Source organism: Burkholderia sp. APQ4-4ca (genome assembly GCF_057837105.1).
In genome coordinates, this window is record NZ_JBYQCG010000059.1 from 106,370 (window position 1) to 123,778 (window position 17,409).

Annotated in this window: 16 protein-coding genes; 12 read left to right on the forward strand and 4 right to left on the reverse strand. The window is 67.8% G+C overall.

Annotated elements, in window-relative coordinates:
• Positions 1–2: 2 nt before the first annotated feature.
• Complete coding sequence (gene nodI, locus AC3IFE_RS02380; protein ID WP_089467372.1) at positions 3–917, reverse strand: nodulation factor ABC transporter ATP-binding protein NodI; 915 nt, start codon at positions 915–917, stop codon at positions 3–5.
• 332 nt (positions 918–1,249) lie between these two features.
• Between nodI and AC3IFE_RS02385 the strand changes: the two genes are divergently transcribed.
• A complete protein-coding gene (locus AC3IFE_RS02385; protein ID WP_069621438.1) occupies positions 1,250–1,747 on the forward strand; it encodes a universal stress protein in 498 nt (165 codons plus the stop codon).
• A gap of 96 nt (positions 1,748–1,843) precedes the next feature.
• Here the strand turns inward: AC3IFE_RS02385 and AC3IFE_RS02390 are convergent, their stop codons facing one another.
• The 3 genes from AC3IFE_RS02390 to lexA are packed head-to-tail and all read right to left on the reverse strand — an operon-like array spanning position 1,844 to position 3,601.
• Complete coding sequence (locus AC3IFE_RS02390; RefSeq protein WP_489189484.1) at positions 1,844–2,563, reverse strand: DUF2939 domain-containing protein; 720 nt, start codon at positions 2,561–2,563, stop codon at positions 1,844–1,846.
• 29 nt (positions 2,564–2,592) lie between these two features.
• Complete coding sequence (locus AC3IFE_RS02395; protein WP_069621440.1) at positions 2,593–2,928, reverse strand: hypothetical protein; 336 nt, start codon at positions 2,926–2,928, stop codon at positions 2,593–2,595.
• 25 nt (positions 2,929–2,953) lie between these two features.
• Positions 2,954–3,601, reverse strand: coding sequence for a transcriptional repressor LexA (lexA, locus tag AC3IFE_RS02400; protein WP_006476077.1), 648 nt, complete (start codon positions 3,599–3,601; stop codon positions 2,954–2,956).
• 264 nt (positions 3,602–3,865) lie between these two features.
• Here lexA and AC3IFE_RS02405 point away from each other — a divergent pair, with 264 nt between their 5' ends.
• The 11 genes from AC3IFE_RS02405 (at position 3,866) to AC3IFE_RS02455 (ending at position 17,307) form a co-directional block, all read left to right on the forward strand.
• Entirely contained in the window at positions 3,866–4,903 is a 1,038-nt protein-coding gene (locus tag AC3IFE_RS02405; RefSeq protein ID WP_489189485.1) for a sulfate ABC transporter substrate-binding protein, read from the forward strand.
• 135 nt (positions 4,904–5,038) lie between these two features.
• Positions 5,039–5,932: a sulfate ABC transporter permease subunit CysT gene (gene cysT / locus AC3IFE_RS02410; protein ID WP_489189486.1), complete on the forward strand. Its 894-nt coding sequence runs from the start codon at positions 5,039–5,041 to the stop codon at positions 5,930–5,932.
• Positions 5,929–6,873 carry a sulfate ABC transporter permease subunit CysW gene (cysW, locus tag AC3IFE_RS02415; protein ID WP_489189487.1) on the forward strand — a complete coding sequence of 315 codons (945 nt, stop codon included), beginning with the start codon at positions 5,929–5,931 and terminating at the stop codon, positions 6,871–6,873. Before cysT ends, cysW begins: the two co-directional genes overlap by 4 nt.
• A gap of 13 nt (positions 6,874–6,886) precedes the next feature.
• Positions 6,887–7,945 (forward strand): sulfate/molybdate ABC transporter ATP-binding protein, encoded by a 1,059-nt coding sequence (locus AC3IFE_RS02420; RefSeq protein WP_089467379.1) that lies wholly within the window; start codon positions 6,887–6,889, stop codon positions 7,943–7,945.
• A 75-nt stretch (positions 7,946–8,020) separates the two neighbouring features.
• Positions 8,021–8,947 carry a CysB family HTH-type transcriptional regulator gene (locus tag AC3IFE_RS02425; protein ID WP_034186954.1) on the forward strand — a complete coding sequence of 309 codons (927 nt, stop codon included), beginning with the start codon at positions 8,021–8,023 and terminating at the stop codon, positions 8,945–8,947.
• Between the two features lie 569 nt (positions 8,948–9,516).
• Complete coding sequence (locus tag AC3IFE_RS02430; protein ID WP_060318414.1) at positions 9,517–10,467, forward strand: sugar ABC transporter substrate-binding protein; 951 nt, start codon at positions 9,517–9,519, stop codon at positions 10,465–10,467.
• A 145-nt stretch (positions 10,468–10,612) separates the two neighbouring features.
• Positions 10,613–12,226: a sugar ABC transporter ATP-binding protein gene (locus tag AC3IFE_RS02435; RefSeq protein WP_489189488.1), complete on the forward strand. Its 1,614-nt coding sequence runs from the start codon at positions 10,613–10,615 to the stop codon at positions 12,224–12,226.
• The gene (locus AC3IFE_RS02440) at positions 12,223–13,242 is read left to right on the forward strand and encodes an ABC transporter permease (RefSeq protein WP_489189489.1); all 1,020 of its coding nucleotides are present in this window, start codon (positions 12,223–12,225) and stop codon (positions 13,240–13,242) included. The genes AC3IFE_RS02435 and AC3IFE_RS02440 overlap by 4 nt, the downstream gene beginning before the upstream one ends.
• A 35-nt stretch (positions 13,243–13,277) precedes the next feature.
• Complete coding sequence (locus AC3IFE_RS02445) at positions 13,278–14,309, forward strand: LacI family DNA-binding transcriptional regulator (RefSeq protein ID WP_489189490.1); 1,032 nt, start codon at positions 13,278–13,280, stop codon at positions 14,307–14,309.
• Complete coding sequence (rbsK, locus tag AC3IFE_RS02450) at positions 14,306–15,235, forward strand: ribokinase (protein WP_489189491.1); 930 nt, start codon at positions 14,306–14,308, stop codon at positions 15,233–15,235. Before AC3IFE_RS02445 ends, rbsK begins: the two co-directional genes overlap by 4 nt.
• 290 nt (positions 15,236–15,525) lie before the next feature.
• Complete coding sequence (locus tag AC3IFE_RS02455; protein WP_489189492.1) at positions 15,526–17,307, forward strand: methyl-accepting chemotaxis protein; 1,782 nt, start codon at positions 15,526–15,528, stop codon at positions 17,305–17,307.
• Positions 17,308–17,409: the final 102 nt, after the last annotated feature.

The following is a 17,409-nucleotide window of genomic DNA, read 5'->3' on the forward strand; positions in this document are numbered from 1 at the left end:
GATCAGTCCTGCATCTCGCGGCCCGTGAGCCGCAGGAACACATCCTCCAGATTGGCCGGGCGATGCAGATAGCGCAACCCCGTGCGGCCCTTGAGTCGCGCGCTGAGCGGTTCGGGGTCGGTCACATAGCAGAACAGCGTCTCGCCGCTGATCTCGGTGTGCTTCGCGAGCGCCGACAATTCGTCGCGCAGCGCGGCCGGATCGGGCCCGTAGATCTCGATCACGTCGCAGCCGATCTCCGATTCGATCAATGCGTGCGGCGCGCCTTCGGCGATCTTGCGGCCTTCCTCGATCACGCACAGCCGATCGCACAGGCGCTCGGCTTCTTCCATGAAATGCGTGGTGATCAGGATCGTCTTGCCGCGCGCGAGCAGTGAGCGCAGCCGTTCCCACATCAGGTGCCGCGCCTGCGGATCGAGGCCCGTCGTCGGCTCGTCGAGTACCAGCACGTCGGGATCGTTGACGAGCGCGCGGGCGAGGGTCAGGCGGCGCTTCATGCCGCCCGACAGCTCGCCGACCTTCGCGTCGGCCTTGTTCTCCAGCTTGGCGAATTCGAGCAACGGCGGCACGAGCGCGCGTGCGGCCTGCGCCGACATCCCGAAATAGCGGCTGAACACGAGCAGGTTTTCGCGGACGGTGAAGTCGGGGTCGAGGTTGTCGAACTGCGGAACGACGCCGACGCGCCGGCGTGCATGTCGCGCGCGTGATGGAACCGGTTCGCCGCACAGCGCAATCGTGCCCGCGTCGGGATGCGCGAGGCCGAGCAGCATCTTCAGCGTCGTGGTCTTGCCGGCGCCGTTCGGCCCGAGCAGGCCATAGCATTCGCCGGCCTTCACGTTGAAGGACAGGCCATTGACGACGAGCTTGTCGCCATAGCGCTTTTCGACGTTGCGGAAATCGATCGGTGCGACGGACATGGGCGTGTTGTCGTTGTAAGCGGGCGCGTTCCGCTGCCGGTGCGCGGGCCGATGTGCGAACGGATCGCGCGAAGGCGTGTCACATGGGCATGGCCGAAGCATGCGACGCGGGCGCGAGATGGCGCGCCGGACGTGGAACGGGGCCATTCTAGTGCATCGGCTGCATCGCTCAAGGGCATGCGTGCACGGTGCGATGCAAGTGCGCACCGATCGTGCACCGCATCATCGCGCACGCGCCACGCGGGACGAATCAGCGTTTTCCATCCCTTGCGTCCTGAATTGCGGCGCACCATGATGAATGCGTAGGCTCGTTGTCGCGATAGGGAGGCTTCATGGCTAGCTACAACAAGATTTTGCTGTGTTACGACGGCACGCTCGAAGGGCGCAAGGCGCTGCGTTACGGCGCCAATCTCGCAATGGATCTGAAGGCCGAAACGCACTTGCTTTCGGTCGTGGACATGCGTTCGAGCATTGCGCAAAGCGCGGGTTTGCTGACCGATGTCGCATGCGGCCGCTTCGAGGAAACCGCGCGCGAAATCCTGCAGGAAGGCGTGAACTGGCTGCGCGAGCGCGGCGTCCAGGCCGAAGGCCATTTCGCATTCGGTTACCCGATTGACGAAATCGCGAATCTCGCGTCCGAGCTGAAGGTCGACCTCGTCGTCGTCGGCCACCGGTGCCGCAGCGGATTGTCGAGATGGTGGATGGGGTCGGGCAATACGCAACTGCTCGATCGCGTGAACTGCAGCATTCTGGTCGCGTGTTCGTCGGCCGAAGAGCAGAAGGCCGAAATCGCGCGCGAACGTGAAGCGGCCACGGCGAGCGGCCAATGATCTAAAGGCCGGGTGATCCGCCTGACAGCCTGACCGGTGGTACGGGCCGGTCAGGCGTCGCGCTGCATCGGCGATGCGCGCATCGCGCGCAGCTTGTTATGCGTGCAGGTCGATTCCGGACAATTTCCACGAGAACAGCCCGAAGCGGTGGAAGATCGCCGCATAGCGCGTGCCATCGGCGCTGCGCTGATACGTGACGACGAATTCATCGATGTTCCGATAGCCCGCGCTGGTTTGCTGCTGGCGCGGCGCTTGCGGCGTTTCGCTCGGGCTAGCCGGTGTGGCGGGCGCGGGTGCCGGCGACGATGCCGCCGAAGCAGCCGCGTTGCCGCCCGGTACCGCAGTACTTGCCGGCGGCGGATTGGCGGGCGGTGCGGCAGGCGCGTTGCCGGACGCATTGCCTGCTGGCGGCTGACTCGACCATTCAGGCGGGCGCTCGCCCGGATTGCCGCGCGGCGGCAATCCGCTCATCAACGCGGCGACGCCTTCCGGCGTCGCGTACGCATCGACCAGCGGGCCGATCAGCGCGGACCCGATGAGTGCGCCAATCACCGCGAACGGATTGTTCTTCTTCACGGCGTCGATCCGGCGCATCAACTCTTCCGTGACCTGCTGCTTCAGGCTGATGCGTAGCGACGGAAAGTCGACATACTCGCTGATCGCCTGCGCATCGCGCGCATCGATCGCCGATTTCAGGCGACCGAGCGCGACATACGGCGACGCGTACGCATAGCCGAGCGCCGCAATGAGGGCGACGACCAGCGCAACGATCAGCAGCGGCTTGATTCGCCATGCGCGGCGCGACGGTTCAGTCACGTTGCCTCCGGTGCGGGAAGATTCCGCAATCAGAGACCGCCCGGCGTGGCCGATCGTTCCTCAGCGATGCAGCGATCGATCATCCGGCACACGGCATCGATCGTGCCCACCATGATCAGGCGCGAGCGGCCGTGATAGACGCGCACCGGCGCACGGCGCGCGGGTTCCGCGTGATTCAGACCGGCGTTCAGCGACACCCGCGCGAACGCGGGAAGCGCTGACGGCAGCAGGGACGCCTGCCGTTCGACTGCGATTTCTTCTTGCACAGGCGCCGCCGCGGACAGCGGTGCGCAGGGCGTGCGGCCGCGCAGATGACGCAGGCGACCGAATTGACGGAAAGGCAGCAGGCGGGAAAGGCGTTCCATGATGTTCTCCTAGCGAGACGGAATGTCAGAGTTCGCCCGAGCGGATCAGCCCGACGGCGATGCCTTCCAGCGCGAAATCCGCGCTGCCGGCCTTGACGAAGATGTTTTCGTAATCCGGGTTCTCCGCGATCAGCTCGAGGCCGCCGGGCCGACGCATCAGGCGCTTGACCGTGACGTCGTCGCCGAGACGCGCGACGATGATCTGGCCGTCCTTCGCTTCCGTGCGCTTCTGCACGGCGAGGAGGTCGCCGTCGAGAATGCCGGCGTCGCGCATCGACAGGCCGCGCACCTTCAGCAGGTAGTCGGGCTTGCTGGTGAACAGCGCGGGATCGCACGCGTAGTGCTGCGAGATGTGCTCCTGCGCGAGGATCGGGCTACCGGCCGCGACGCGGCCGACGAGCGGCAGCGACAGCTGCATCAGGCCGGCGTGCGGCAGCGTGAACTGGTGCGGGGCGTCGTCGATGCCGAGCAGCCGGATGCCGCGCGATGCGCCGGCCGCCAGCTCGATCACGCCCTTGCGCGCCAGCGCGCGCAGGTGCTCCTCGGCGGCATTCGGCGAGCTGAAGCCCAGTTCGGCCGCGATCTCGGCACGGGTGGGCGGGAATCCGGAACGCTCGATCGCGCGACGGATCAAGTCGAACACTTGCTGCTGACGGGCGGTGAGTTTGGTCATGGCTCAACTGTATGGATAGACAGTGAGCTGTATTTTTATACAGTACTTGGGGAATTTCAAGTGTTACTTGAGGTTCGACGCGATCGCGCCGGTTCCGGCGCGATTTCGCGACTCCCGGACGCCGGTTTGTCCGCCGCAACCGTCCGTCCCGTCTGCGTTAGCACTTTTGAGTATTAAAAAATGAGGAACGATTATTTTTAATCATGTAACCCGTTCGATAGACTGGCCCGACATCGCAATACCGACAACACTGGAGAACCAAGGATGGCGAAGCGCAATACGGGGCTGGCGGGCGGAGCGGGTCGCCTGATCGCAACACTCGCGCTGGGCGCGGCGGCGGCGCTGGGCGTCGCGACGCACGCGCAGGCCGACACGACGTTCCTGAACGTGTCGTACGACCCGACGCGCGAGCTGTATCAGGATTTCAACCAGGCGTTCGGCAAGGAGTGGAAGGCGAAGACGGGCGAAACCGTCAACTTCAAGCAGTCGCACGGCGGGTCGGGCGCGCAGGCGCGCTCGGTGCTCGACGGCCTGCAGGCCGACGTCGTCACGCTGGCGCTGGCCTACGACATCGACGCGCTCGCGAACAAGGGGCTCGTGAACAAGGATTGGCAGAAGCGCCTGCCCGACAACGCGTCGCCGTACACGTCGACGATCGTGTTCCTCGTGCGCAAGGGCAATCCGAAGGGGATCAAGGATTGGGACGATCTGACCAAGCCGGGCATCTCGATCGTCACGCCGAACCCGAAAACCTCGGGCGGCGCGCGCTGGAACTACCTGGCTGCATGGGCGTACGCGCTGCACAAGCCGGGCGGCAACGAGCAGTCGGCGAAGGCATTCGTCACGAAGCTCTACAAGAACGCAGGCGTGCTCGATTCGGGCGCGCGTGGCGCGACGACGAGCTTCGTGCAGCGCGGAATCGGCGACGTGCTGATCGCATGGGAAAACGAGGCCTTCCTGTCGGTCAAGGAATTCGGCACCGACAAGTTCGAGATCGTCGTGCCGTCGGTAAGCATCCTGGCCGAGCCGCCCGTCGCGGTGGTCGACAAGGTGGTCGACAAGAAGGGCACGCGCAAGCTGGCCGAGGCGTACCTGAACTACCTGTACAGCCCGCAAGGCCAGGAGATCGCGGCGCGCAACTACTATCGGCCGCGGTCGAAGAACGTGCCGGCGGAGCTGACCAAGCAGTTCCCGAAGCTGAAGCTGTACACGGTCGACGACACGTTCGGCGGCTGGACCAATGCGCAGAAGACGCATTTCGCGGACGGCGGCGTGTTCGATTCGATCTACAAGCCGCAATAACGCACGCAGTCACACCATAACGACAAGCGGCGCGCCACGATAGCGCGCCGCCTCCCCGACGGGCCGCCGGCGCGATGCACTGCGCCGGCGTTTGCGTCGGGCCCGTGAGCAGCATCGACCCAGCAAGAGCATCCGATGACGACGTACACCTTTCGCAAGCCGAGCGCGCTGCCCGGTTTCGGCGTGACACTCGGCATCACGGTGGCCTATTTGAGCCTCGTGGTGCTGATTCCGCTCGCCGCCACGTTCCTGAAGACCGCGACGCTGTCGTGGGACCAGTTCGTCACCGCCGTCACGTCGCCGCGCGTGCTCGCGTCGTACCGGCTGACGTTCTCGGCCGCGCTCGGCGGCGCGCTGATCAACGCCGTGTTCGGCTTCCTCGTCGCCTGGGTGCTGGTGCGCTACACGTTCCCGTTCAAGCGCCTCGTCGACGCGGTCGTCGACCTGCCGTTCGCGCTGCCGACGTCGGTGGCCGGCATCTCGCTCGCGGCCGTGTACGCGACCAACGGCTGGGTCGGCCAGTATCTGGCGCCGCTCGGCATCAAGATCGCGTTCACGCCGGTCGGCGTGCTGGTCGCGCTGACCTTCATCGGGCTGCCGTTCGTCGTGCGCACCGTGCAGCCGGTGCTCGAGGATTTCGAGCGCGAGCAGGAAGAAGCCGCCGCGTGCCTCGGCGCGTCGCGCTGGCTGACGTTCCGCCGCGTGGTGCTGCCGGCCGTGCTGCCGGCGCTGCTCACCGGCTTCGCGCTGGCGTTCGCGCGTGCGCTCGGCGAATACGGTTCGGTGATCTTCATCGCCGGCAACGTGCCGATGAAATCCGAGATCACGTCGCTGCTGATCATCACCAAGCTCGAGCAATACGACTACGCGGGCGCCACCGCGCTGGCGGTCGTGATGCTGGTCGTGTCGTTCCTGATGCTGCTGCTGATCAACACGCTGCAGTGGTATCTGCAGCGCAGGACGAGCAAGGGCGCGAGCGGCCCGGCGCCCGCCGCCGTCACCGCCGTCGCGGCAGGAGGCCAGCAATGAGCCAGAAGGCCACCGTCGTGCTGAAAACCCCGTCGCCGGCCGCGCGTGCCGCGAAGCGGCTCGACCCCGTCAGCGAGTCGCGCGTCGTGCGCTGGCTGCTCACCGGCATCGCGCTGGCGTTCCTCGCGTTCTTCCTCGTCGTGCCGCTCGCCGCGGTGTTCGTCGAGGCGTTGCGCAAGGGCGTCGGCTTCTATCTCGAATCGCTGGCCGATCCCGATGCGTGGTCGGCGATCAAGCTGACGCTGACCGTCGCCGTGATCGCGGTGCCGCTGAACCTCGTGTTCGGCATGTGCGCGTCGTGGGCGATCGCGAAGTTCGAATTCCGCGGCAAGGCGCTGCTGACGACGCTGATCGACCTGCCGTTCTCGGTGTCGCCGGTGATCTCGGGCCTCGTGTACGTGCTGCTGTTCGGCGCGCAGGGCTGGTTCGGGCCGTGGCTGCAGGATCACGACGTGCAGATCATCTTCGCGGTGCCGGGCATCGTGCTCGCGACGATCTTCGTCACGTTCCCGTTCGTCGCGCGCGAGCTGATTCCGCTGATGCAGGCGCAAGGCACCGACGAGGAAGAAGCCGCGCGCGTGCTCGGCGCGTCGGGCTGGCAGATCTTCCGCCGCGTGACGCTGCCGAACGTGAGATGGGGTCTGCTGTACGGCGTGATCCTGTGCAATGCGCGCGCGATGGGCGAGTTCGGCGCGGTGTCGGTCGTGTCCGGCCACATCCGCGGCGTGACCGACACGATGCCGCTGCACGTGGAGATCCTTTACAACGAATACAACTTCGCGGCGGCGTTCGCGGTGGCGTCGGTGCTGGCGCTGCTCGCGCTCGTCACGCTCGCGCTGAAGCTGATCGCCGAGCGTCACCTCGCGGCCGAACTGGCCGATAAGCACGACGCCGTTCCCGCACATGCCGGCCCTGTCGGCGCCGTTTCGTCGAAATCGTAAAGAGGCAACCAGAATGGGTATCACCGTCCGTCACCTTCAGAAGCGCTTCGGCGATTTCACGGCGCTCGACAACGTCTCGCTCGACTTTCCGCCCGGCGAGCTGGTCGCGCTGCTCGGGCCGTCCGGCTGCGGCAAGACCACGCTGCTGCGCGTGATCGCGGGCCTCGAGCACGCGGACGCCGGCCAGGTCGTGCTGCAGGGGCTCGACGTCGCGTCGGTCGGCGCGCGCGAGCGCCAGGTCGGCTTCGTGTTCCAGCACTACGCGCTGTTCCGCCACATGACGGTGTTCGAGAACGTCGCGTTCGGGCTGCGCGTGAAGCCGCGCCGCGAGCGGCCGTCCGAAGCCGCGATTCGCGAGAAGGTGCACGAGCTGCTCAAGCTCGTGCAGCTCGACTGGCTCGCGCAGCGCTATCCGTCCGAGCTGTCGGGCGGCCAGCGCCAGCGTATCGCGCTCGCCCGCGCGCTCGCGGTCGAGCCGAAGGTGCTGCTGCTCGACGAACCGTTCGGCGCGCTCGACGCGAAGGTGCGCAAGGAACTGCGCGGCTGGCTGCGTCGCCTGCACGACGACCTGCACATCTCGACGATCTTCGTCACGCACGACCAGGAAGAGGCGCTCGAGGTGGCCGATCGCATCGTCGTGCTGAATCGCGGCCACGTCGAGCAGGTCGGCAGCCCGCAGGACGTCTACGATCATCCGCAAAGCGCGTTCGTGTACGAGTTCCTCGGCGCGGCGAACCGGCTGCCGGGCACGGTTGCCGGGCGCGGCTTCGTCGCCGAGGGCGCGGCTGCGCCGATCGAGGTCGACGCCGATTTCGCGGGCCCCGCGAACGCGTACGTGCGGCCGCACGATCTGCAGCTGTGGCCGGCGGGCGAAGGGCACCGCGACGGCATCGCGGTGGACGTGCGGCGCGTGATTCCGCTCGGCGGTTCGGTGCGCGTGGAGCTCGAGGCGCGCGCGGGCGGCGCGCTCGAGGCGGAACTCGACCGCGACGCATGGCGCGCGCTTGCGCTGCAGGTCGGCGACGGCGCGACCGCCGTGCCGCGCGCGGTGCGGGTATTTCCCGCACGTTGACGAGACAATGCAGGGCAGAGGGCGGGATTCGCTCCGATTCGACAAGCAAACAACGACAGCCTAAGAGGCATACCCATGAATTTTCAGCAATTGCGGTTCGTGCGCGAAGCGGTGCGCCAGAACATGAACCTGACGGAAGTCGCGAACGTGCTGTACACGTCGCAGTCGGGCGTGTCGAAACAGATCAAGGATCTGGAAGATGAGCTGGGCGTCGACATCTTCATTCGGCGCGGCAAGCGGCTGACGGGGCTCACGGAGCCCGGCAAGGCGGTGCACCAGCTGATCGAGCGGATGCTGCTCGACGCCGAGAACCTGCGCCGCGTCGCGCGCCAGTTCGCCGATCAGGACAGCGGCCACCTCGTCGTCGCGACGACGCACACGCAGGCGCGCTACGCGCTGCCGAAGGTGATCCGGCAGTTCACCGAGGTGTTCCCGAAGGTGCATCTCGCGCTGCGCCAGGGCAGCCCGCAGCAGATCGCCCAGATGATCCTGAACGGCGAGGCCGATCTCGGCATCTCGACCGAGGCGCTCGACCGCTATCCGGACATCGTCACGTTCCCGTGCTATTCGTGGCACCACACGGTCGTCGTGCCGAAGGGCCACCCGCTCGTCGGCCGCGAGAACCTGACGCTCGAGGAAATCGCCGAATACCCGATCATCACGTACGACCAGGACTTCACGGGCCGCTCGCACATCGACCAGGCGTTCACGCAGGCGGGCGCCGTGCCCGACGTCGTGCTGACCGCGATCGACGCGGACGTGATCAAGACCTACGTCGAACTCGGGATGGGGATCGGCGTGGTCGCGGCGATGGCCTACGACCCGCAGCGCGATACGGGGCTCGTCGCCCTCGACACGCAGCATCTGTTCGAGGCGAGCACGACGCGGGTCGGGCTGCGCAAGGGTGCATTCCTGCGTGCCTACGCGTACCGGCTGATCGAAATGTTCGCGCCGCACCTGAACGAAGCGGAAATCGCGGGGCTGTTGCGCGAAGCCGTTTGATTCGCGCGTGTCGCGCGCTGTCCGGGCAGACGCCGCGGACGGCGCGCGATACGCATGACGCCCACCTTGCCGTACGCCACACCGGGCGGCGGTGCGTGATGGCGGGGATGGCCTCCATCACGCTCGAAGCATCGGCCGACGCCCCCGATCAGGTGCGTCGCGTCGGCCGACGCTCGGCTTGCATTCCTCTGCGACAGAAAAACAAGAACAACCGGCAACGCCGAACTGCACGGCGCTTCGGCGAGCCGCCGTCGGCATCGCGAGTGTCGTATTTGCGCGTCGTGAAGCGCGCTCGCGCGCTCCGAATAAACCCTTAAATATTGGTTAGACAGGTTGCGCGCCGAAGCGAATCGGTACAGCATAGCCTTCACTCCGCAGGCGTCCCGCCGGCGGCGGTGCGTCAACGCCAGCACGCGCCAGGCAGTCGGCCGTCTGCCTCGTTTCCATTCCGTGGTACCGACAGCAGCATCGATGGCCATTGCCCGGGTAGTGTGACGCAAACGTTTGCTCTCATTAAAACAACAACCGAACAACAATCCGGCCTTCGGGCCAGTCGCCAGGAGATGTGTATGAATGTCCGCTTTCGCCGTCGCTTCCTGACCGCCGCGCTCGCCGCCGTCGCGGTCGCCGCCGCCCCGGTCGTCCACGCGCAGTCCGCGGCCAAGCCGAAGGTCGCGCTCGTGATGAAGTCGCTCGCCAACGAGTTCTTCCTGACCATGGAAACGGGCGCGAAGGAATACCAGAAACACAACGCGAACCAGTTCGACCTGATCACCAACGGCATCAAGGACGAGACCGACACCGCGAACCAGATCCGCATCGTCGAGCAGATGATCGTGTCCAAGGTCGATGCGATCGTGCTGGCGCCGGCCGATTCGAAGGCGCTCGTGCCGGTCGTGAAGAAGGCCGTCGATGCGGGCATCGTCGTCGTGAACATCGACAACCGGCTCGATCCCGACGTGCTGAAGTCTAAGAACCTGAACGTGCCGTTCGTCGGCCCGGACAACCGCAAGGGCGCGCGCAAGATCGGCGATTACCTCGCGAAGCGGCTGAAGGCGGGCGACCAGGTCGGCATCGTGGAAGGCGTGTCGACGACGACCAACGCGCAGCAGCGCACGGCCGGCTTCCAGGACGCGATGAAGGCGGGCGGGATGAAGGTCGTGTCGGTGCAGTCGGGCGAATGGGAAATCGACAAGGGCAATGCGGTGGCTGCCGCGATGCTCAACGAATACCCGAACCTGAAGGCGCTGCTGTGCGGCAACGACAACATGGCGATCGGCGCCGTGTCGGCCGTGCGCGCGGCCGGCAAGCAGGGCAAGGTGCTCGTGGTCGGCTACGACAACATCAACGCGATCAAGCCGATGCTGAAGGACGGCCGCGTGCTCGCGACCGCCGACCAGTACGCGGCGAAGCAGGCCGTGTTCGGCATCGACACGGCGCTCAAGGCGATCGCCGAGCATCGCAAGCAAGCCGACATGTCCGGCGTGGTCGAGACGCCGGTGGATCTCGTGACGAAGTAACGCCGCACCGGTCCGGCCGCCGCGCTCAAGAATCCGGCGCGGCGGCCGTTATCCGGTGTGAGCGCGATCACGGCCACTGCATGCACATGCACTTGTGAGCGTCATACCCGCGCGCCCCGTGCGCGCGGCCGCAACCAGGATCGCGATGGAACCGACCTTCCAACCCTCCCGTTCAGCCCACCCCGTGCTGTCCGTCTCCGGCATCGGCAAGACCTATGCCGAACCCGTCCTCGCCGACGTCACGCTGACGCTCGGCGCGGGCCAGGCGCTCGCGCTCACCGGCGAGAACGGCGCCGGCAAGAGCACGCTGTCGAAGATCATCGGCGGGCTCGTCGAGCCGACCGCCGGCACGATGCAGCTCGGCGGGAAAGCCTATGCGCCGGCGAGTCGCACGCAGGCCGAGGCGCTCGGCGTGCGCATGGTGATGCAGGAGCTGAACCTGCTGCCGACGCTCAGCGTCGCCGAAAACCTGTTCCTGAACCGCCTGCCGCGGCGCTTCGGCATCATCGATCGCGCGCGGCTGCGCGAGGACGCGCGCGCGGCGATGGCGCAGGTCGGGCTCGACGCGGTCGACCCCGATACGCCGGTCGGCGCGCTCGGCATCGGCCACCAGCAAATGGTCGAGATCGCGCGCAACCTGATCGGCGACTGCCGCGTGCTGATTCTCGACGAGCCGACCGCGATGCTGACCGCGCGCGAAGTCGAGCTGCTGTTCGAGCAGATCGACCGGCTGAAGGCGCGCGGCGTAGCGATCGTCTACATCTCGCACCGGCTCGAGGAGCTTGCACGCGTCGCCGAGCGCGTCGCGGTGCTGCGCGACGGCCGGCTCGTGCATGCGGGCGACATGGCGGCGACGACCTCCGACGGGCTCGTCACGCTGATGGTCGGGCGCGAGATCGGCGAACACATCGATCTCGGCGAGCGCCGCTTCGGCGCGCCGCGGCTCGCCATATCGGGCCTCACGCGTGGGACGGCGGTGCGCGACGTGTCGCTCGAGGTGCGCGCGGGCGAGATCTTCGGGATCTCGGGGCTGATCGGCGCGGGGCGCACCGAGCTGCTGCGGTTGATCTACGGCGCCGATACGCCGGATGCCGGGACGATCGCGGTCGGCCAGCCGCTGAAGCCGGCGCGGATCGCGTCGCCGGTCGATGCGGTGAAGCGGGGCATTGCGCTGATCACCGAGGATCGCAAGGGCGAAGGGTTGCTGCTGTCGCAGTCGATCACCGCGAACGTGTCGCTCGGCCAGCTCGACCGGCTCGCGCGCGGTGGCATCGTCGATTCGGCACGCGAAACGACGCTCGCCGAGCAGCAGATCGATGCGCTGCGGATCCGTACGCACGGCGCGGCGCAGCCGGTGGGCGAGCTGTCGGGCGGCAACCAGCAGAAGGTCGTGATCGGCCGCTGGCTCGCGCGCGACATGGGCGTGCTGCTGTTCGACGAGCCGACGCGCGGGATCGACGTCGGCGCCAAATTCGAGATCTACACTTTGATGAGCGCGCTCGCGCGCGAAGGCCGCGCGCTGGTGGTCGTATCGAGCGACCTGCGCGAGCTGATGCTGATTTGCGACCGGATCGGCGTGATGTCGGCCGGGCGCATGACCGCCGTGTTCGAGCGCGGCAACTGGACCCAGGACGCGTTGCTGGCCGCGGCGTTCGCCGGCTTCGGCCGCGAGACGCCGGCGGCCGCCATGCAGCATCCGGACGCGGAGCACGCGCGCGGCGCCGCTCCGGGCACTTCGACGACAGGACGACAGCAATGACCCAGCCTCCCGTATCCCCGACCGACGCAGGCGCGCAGCAGGACGTGACGGGGCGCCGCGCGCGCACGCTGTCCGGCACGCGGCTCGGCGTGTCGACCTATCTCGGGCTCGCCGGCGCGCTGGCCGCGATGATCGCGCTGTTCTCGGTGCTGAGTTCGCATTTCCTGACCTACGACACGTTCAGCACGATCGCGAACCAGATTCCCGATCTCGTCGTGATGTCGGTCGGGATGACGTTCGTGCTGATCATCGCCGGGATCGACCTGTCGGTCGGCTCGGTGCTCGCGCTCGCCGCGTCGATGGTCAGCGTCGCCGCGCTGAAATGGCAGTGGGGGCCGCTGCCGGCCGCGCTGATCGGGATCGCGGTCGCGACCGCCACGGGCGCGCTCACCGGCGCGGTCACGGTCGGGTGGCGGATTCCGTCGTTCATCGTGTCGCTCGGCGTGCTGGAGGCCGCGCGCGGCCTCGCGTACCAGCTGACGAATTCGCGCACCGCGTATATCGGCGACGCGTTCGACTTCCTGTCGAACCCGATCGCGCTGGGCATCTCGCCGGCGTTCCTGATCGCGGTCGCGGTGATGATCGCGGCCCAGTTCGTGCTGACGCGCACCGTGTTCGGGCGCTATCTGGTCGGGATCGGCACGAACGAGGAAGCGGTGCGACTTGCAGGGGTTAACCCGCGGCCGTATAAAATCCTCGTATTCGCCCTGATGGGCGCGCTCGCGGGGCTCGCGTCGCTGTTCCAGATTTCGCGGCTCGAGGCGGCCGATCCGAACGCGGGTGCGGGCCTCGAGCTGCAGGTCATCGCCGCCGTCGTGATCGGCGGCACGAGCCTGATGGGCGGGCGCGGCTCGGTGATCAGCACGTTCTTCGGCGTGTTGATCATCTCCGTGCTGGCCGCGGGGCTCGCGCAGATCGGGGCGAACGAGCCGACGAAACGGATCATCACGGGTGCGGTGATCGTGGTGGCGGTCGTGCTCGATACGTATCGGAGCCGGCGTACGCGCGTGCGGTAAAAAGACAGACAGAACAGACCAGAGAGAAACGGGAAATGGCGACGATCAAGGATGTGGCGGCCATGGCGGGCGTGTCGTTTACGACCGTCTCGCACGTGGTGAACAATTCGCGGCCGGTGTCCGCCGACGTGCGTGCGAAGGTCGAGGGCGCGATCCGCGAGCTGAATTACGTGCCATCGGCCGTGGCGCGCTCGCTGAAGGCGCGGGCGACGGCGACCATCGGCCTCGTCGTGCCGAACAGCACGAATCCGTACTTCGCCGAGCTGGCGCGCGGCATCGAGGATCAGTGCGCGGCCAACGGCTATTGCGTGTTCTTCTGCAATTCGGACGACGATCCCGTGAAGCAGCGCAACTACCTGCGCGTGCTGCAGGAAAAACGCATCGACGGGCTGATCGTCGCGTCGGCGGGCGAGGACGCGGTGCTCGCGCAGACGCTCGCGGACATCCATGCGCCGCTCGTCGTCGTCGACCGCAACATCGAGGGGCTCGCGGCCGATCTCGTGCAGATCGATCACGAGCGCGGCGCGTATCTGGCGACGCGCCACCTGCTCGAACTCGGACACGCGAAGATCGGCTGCATCACCGGGCCGACCGACACCGCGGTCAGCGCGATGCGCGTGCACGGCTTCATCCGCGCGATGGCCGAGCGCGGGGTCGACATCGTGCCGGGCGCGATCGCCGAAAGCGATTTCTCGTGCCTCGGCGGCTATCACGCGGCGTCGCGGCTGTTCGAATCGGTGCGGCCGAGCGCGATCTTCGCGGGCAACGACCTGATGGGCGTCGGCGCGCTGCGCGCGGCGGCCGAGCGCGGGCTGCGCGTGCCCGACGACTGCTCGATCATCGGCTTCGACGACATCGAATTTTCCCGCTACACGTATCCGGCACTGTCGACGGTCGGCCAGTCGGTGCGCGCGCTCGGCGAAATGGCCGCCCAGACGCTGATCGAACGGATCGGCGGCGGCTCGAGCGCCGTGCCGAGCCGCCGCCGCGTCGTGTCGCCGCGCCTCGTGCTGCGCGAATCGACGGCGGTCTACCGCGAGCCGGCCGCGCCGGGCGCGCGCGCATGACGGCGCGCGCAACGGACGCCGGCCGCGTGACGGTGGTCGGCAGCCTCAACATGGATCTCGTCGTGCGCGCGCCGCGGCTGCCGCTGCCGGGCGAAACGCTTGCCGGGCACGCGTTCGCGCAGGCGGCGGGCGGCAAGGGCGGCAACCAGGCCGTCGCCGCGGCCCGGCTCGGCGCGCAGGTCGCGATGATCGGCTGCGTCGGCGCGGATGCGCATGGCGCGGCACTGCGCGCGGGCCTCGAGGCCGAGGGAATCGATTGCACGGGGCTCGCGACGAGCGCATCGGCGTCGACCGGCGTCGCGCTGATCGTCGTCGACGATGCGAGCCAGAACGCGATCGTGATCGTCGCTGGCGGCAACGGCGAGGTCACGACCGATACGATCGCGCGGCACGAGGCCGCGCTGGCGGCGGCCGACGTGCTGATCTGCCAGCTCGAGACGCCGCCGGACGCGGTGTTCGCGGCGCTATCGGCCGGGCGCCGGCTCGGCCGCACGGTGGTGCTCAATCCGGCCCCGGCCGTCGCACCGCTGCCGGACGGCTGGCTGCCGCTCGTCGATTACCTGATCCCGAACGAGGTCGAGGCGGCCGCGCTGACGGGGCTGCCGGTGCGTGACCCGGCGGAGGCCGAAGCCGCTGCGCGGGCGCTTCGGACCGGCGGCGCGCGCAACGTACTGATCACGCTCGGTGCGCGCGGCGTGCTTGCGCTGACGGCCGACGGCACCGCACGCCACTATCCGGCGCCGGTCGTGCAGGCCGTCGACACGACGGCGGCCGGCGACACCTTCATCGGCGGGTTTTCCGCACGGCTCGCGGCTGGTGCGGATGTCGATACAGCCATCCGCTTCGCGCAACGCGCGGCGGCACTGTCGGTTACGCGCGCGGGCGCGCAGCCGTCGATTCCGACGCGTGCCGAACTGGCCGACTAGGGCCGGTTCACCGGTTTCCCGTTCGCCGTGCTGCCGGGTCCGTCGCATGAGACGGCCGGCCGCGCCGCCGGCAATCCGTTGCCGCTTCCCCCAGGCCTTTACCCCGATTCTCCATCCAGCCCCGAATTTCGTCATTTATTCAGACTTATTCAATATACGGACGAATAATTTGAAGTAAACACGCCAAAACCATCAAGTTATGCGTGGCGCGGTCGTAAATGCACCGAGTGAAGCAATGCTTCGAGCCAACGGGCCCGGCCCGTTCATGACGACGCAACACAGGATGGATGATGGTGTTCAGGAACCTGACGATTCGTGCGCGCATCGGTTTGACGATGGCGTTTCTGGCGGTACTGCTCGGGGTCACCGGCGTGCTCGGTCTGCACGGGATGACGCGCTCGAACGATTCGATGCGCGAGATTTTCACGAACCAGATGCCGAGCGCGGTCGACGTGGCGATGGCGGAAATGTTCTCCGCGCGCGAGCGTCTCGCCCTCGACCGTGCGGCGCTGCTGGTCGGTACGCCCGACTCGGCGGCGGCCATCGAGCGCAGCCGCGCGATGCGGGCGCAATCGGACGCCTGGTGGCAGAAATACCTTGCGCTGCCGCGCGAAGCCGACGAAGACCGGCTTGCACAGGACGTCGCCGCCCGGCGCAAGGTGCTGCAGGGCAGTTGCGACGCGTTCGCGAGTGCGGTCGCGGCCGGCGATCACGACCGGATCGGCGACGGCGCTAAGCAGCTTCAGGTGCGCTATACCGAGCTGGCCGCGGCCGGTGAAGCACTGCGCGGCTTCCAGTTCACCAATGCGCAGGCGCGGTTCGATCAGGCGGAATCGGTGTTCGGGACGATGCGCGCGCTGGCGATCGTCATGCTGCTGGCCGGCATCGGCGCCGCGGTACTGTCGTGGCTGGCGCTGAGCCGCGCGATCGGCCGTCCGATCGCCGACGCGCTGTCGCATTTCGACGCGATCGCCGCGGGCGACCTGCGCCGGCCGATCGTCGTGGACCGGCGCGACGAGATGGGCCGGATGCTGGAAGGCCTCGCGAGGATGCAGCGCGGGCTCGTCGACACGGTGCGCACCGTGCGCGGCGGCAGCGAGTCGATCGCGACCGCGGCCCGCCAGATCGCGGCCGGCAACATCGACCTGTCGTCGCGCACCGAGGAACAGGCCTCGGCGCTGCAGGAAACCGCGTCGAGCATGGAGCAACTGACCGGCACCGTGAAGCAGAACGCGGACAATGCGCGTCAGGCAAGCTCGCTGGCCGCGAATGCGTCGGAGATTGCAAACAAGGGCAATACGGTGGTCGGCCAGGTGGTCGGCACGATGGGCGAAATCAACGACAGCTCGGCGAAAATCGCGGACATCATCGCGATCATCGAGGGAATCGCGTTCCAGACCAACATTCTTGCGCTGAATGCGGCCGTCGAAGCCGCGCGGGCGGGCGAGGAAGGCCGCGGTTTCGCGGTCGTCGCCGGCGAAGTGCGCAGCCTCGCGCAGCGTTCGTCGAGCGCGGCGAAGGAAATCAAGGCGCTGATCGACGCGTCGGTGGAGCGTATCCGGACCGGCTCGACGCTGGTCGACGAAGCAGGGCGCACGATGAGCGACGTGATCGGCGCGGTCCAGCGCGTGACGGACATCATGGGCGAGATCGCGGCGGCGTCCGAGGAGCAGAGCAGCGGGATCGACCAGGTGGCGCGCGCGGTCACGCAGATGGACGAGGTCACGCAGCAGAACGCCGCACTCGTCGAGGAAGCCGCGGCTGCCGCGCAGTCGCTCGAGGAACAGGCGGCCCGCCTGCGCGAAACGGCGGCGGTATTCCAGCTCGACGACGCAGCGGCCCGCGCGGGCGCCGTCGTTGCGGTGGCGGCGCGTCCCGCGCCGCGCGCGTCTGCCGTGCCTTCCGTCCCGGCTGCGGCGCCCGCACCGGCTGCCGCACGCGTCGAACGCGACGCCGCGCCGAAACGCGCGGCCGCCGCGACGCCGGCGCGCAAGTCTGCCGCCGTATCGGCGGCGCCCGCGCCCGCGCCGGCCGCCGCGACCGCGGGTGGCGACGACTGGGAGACGTTCTGATCCACGCGCGCCGCGTATCTATCCCCATTTGGTGACGCACGACGCCCGCGATTGCGGGCGTCGTCGTTTCCGCGGCCGGTCGAATGTGACAGCGCGGACGAT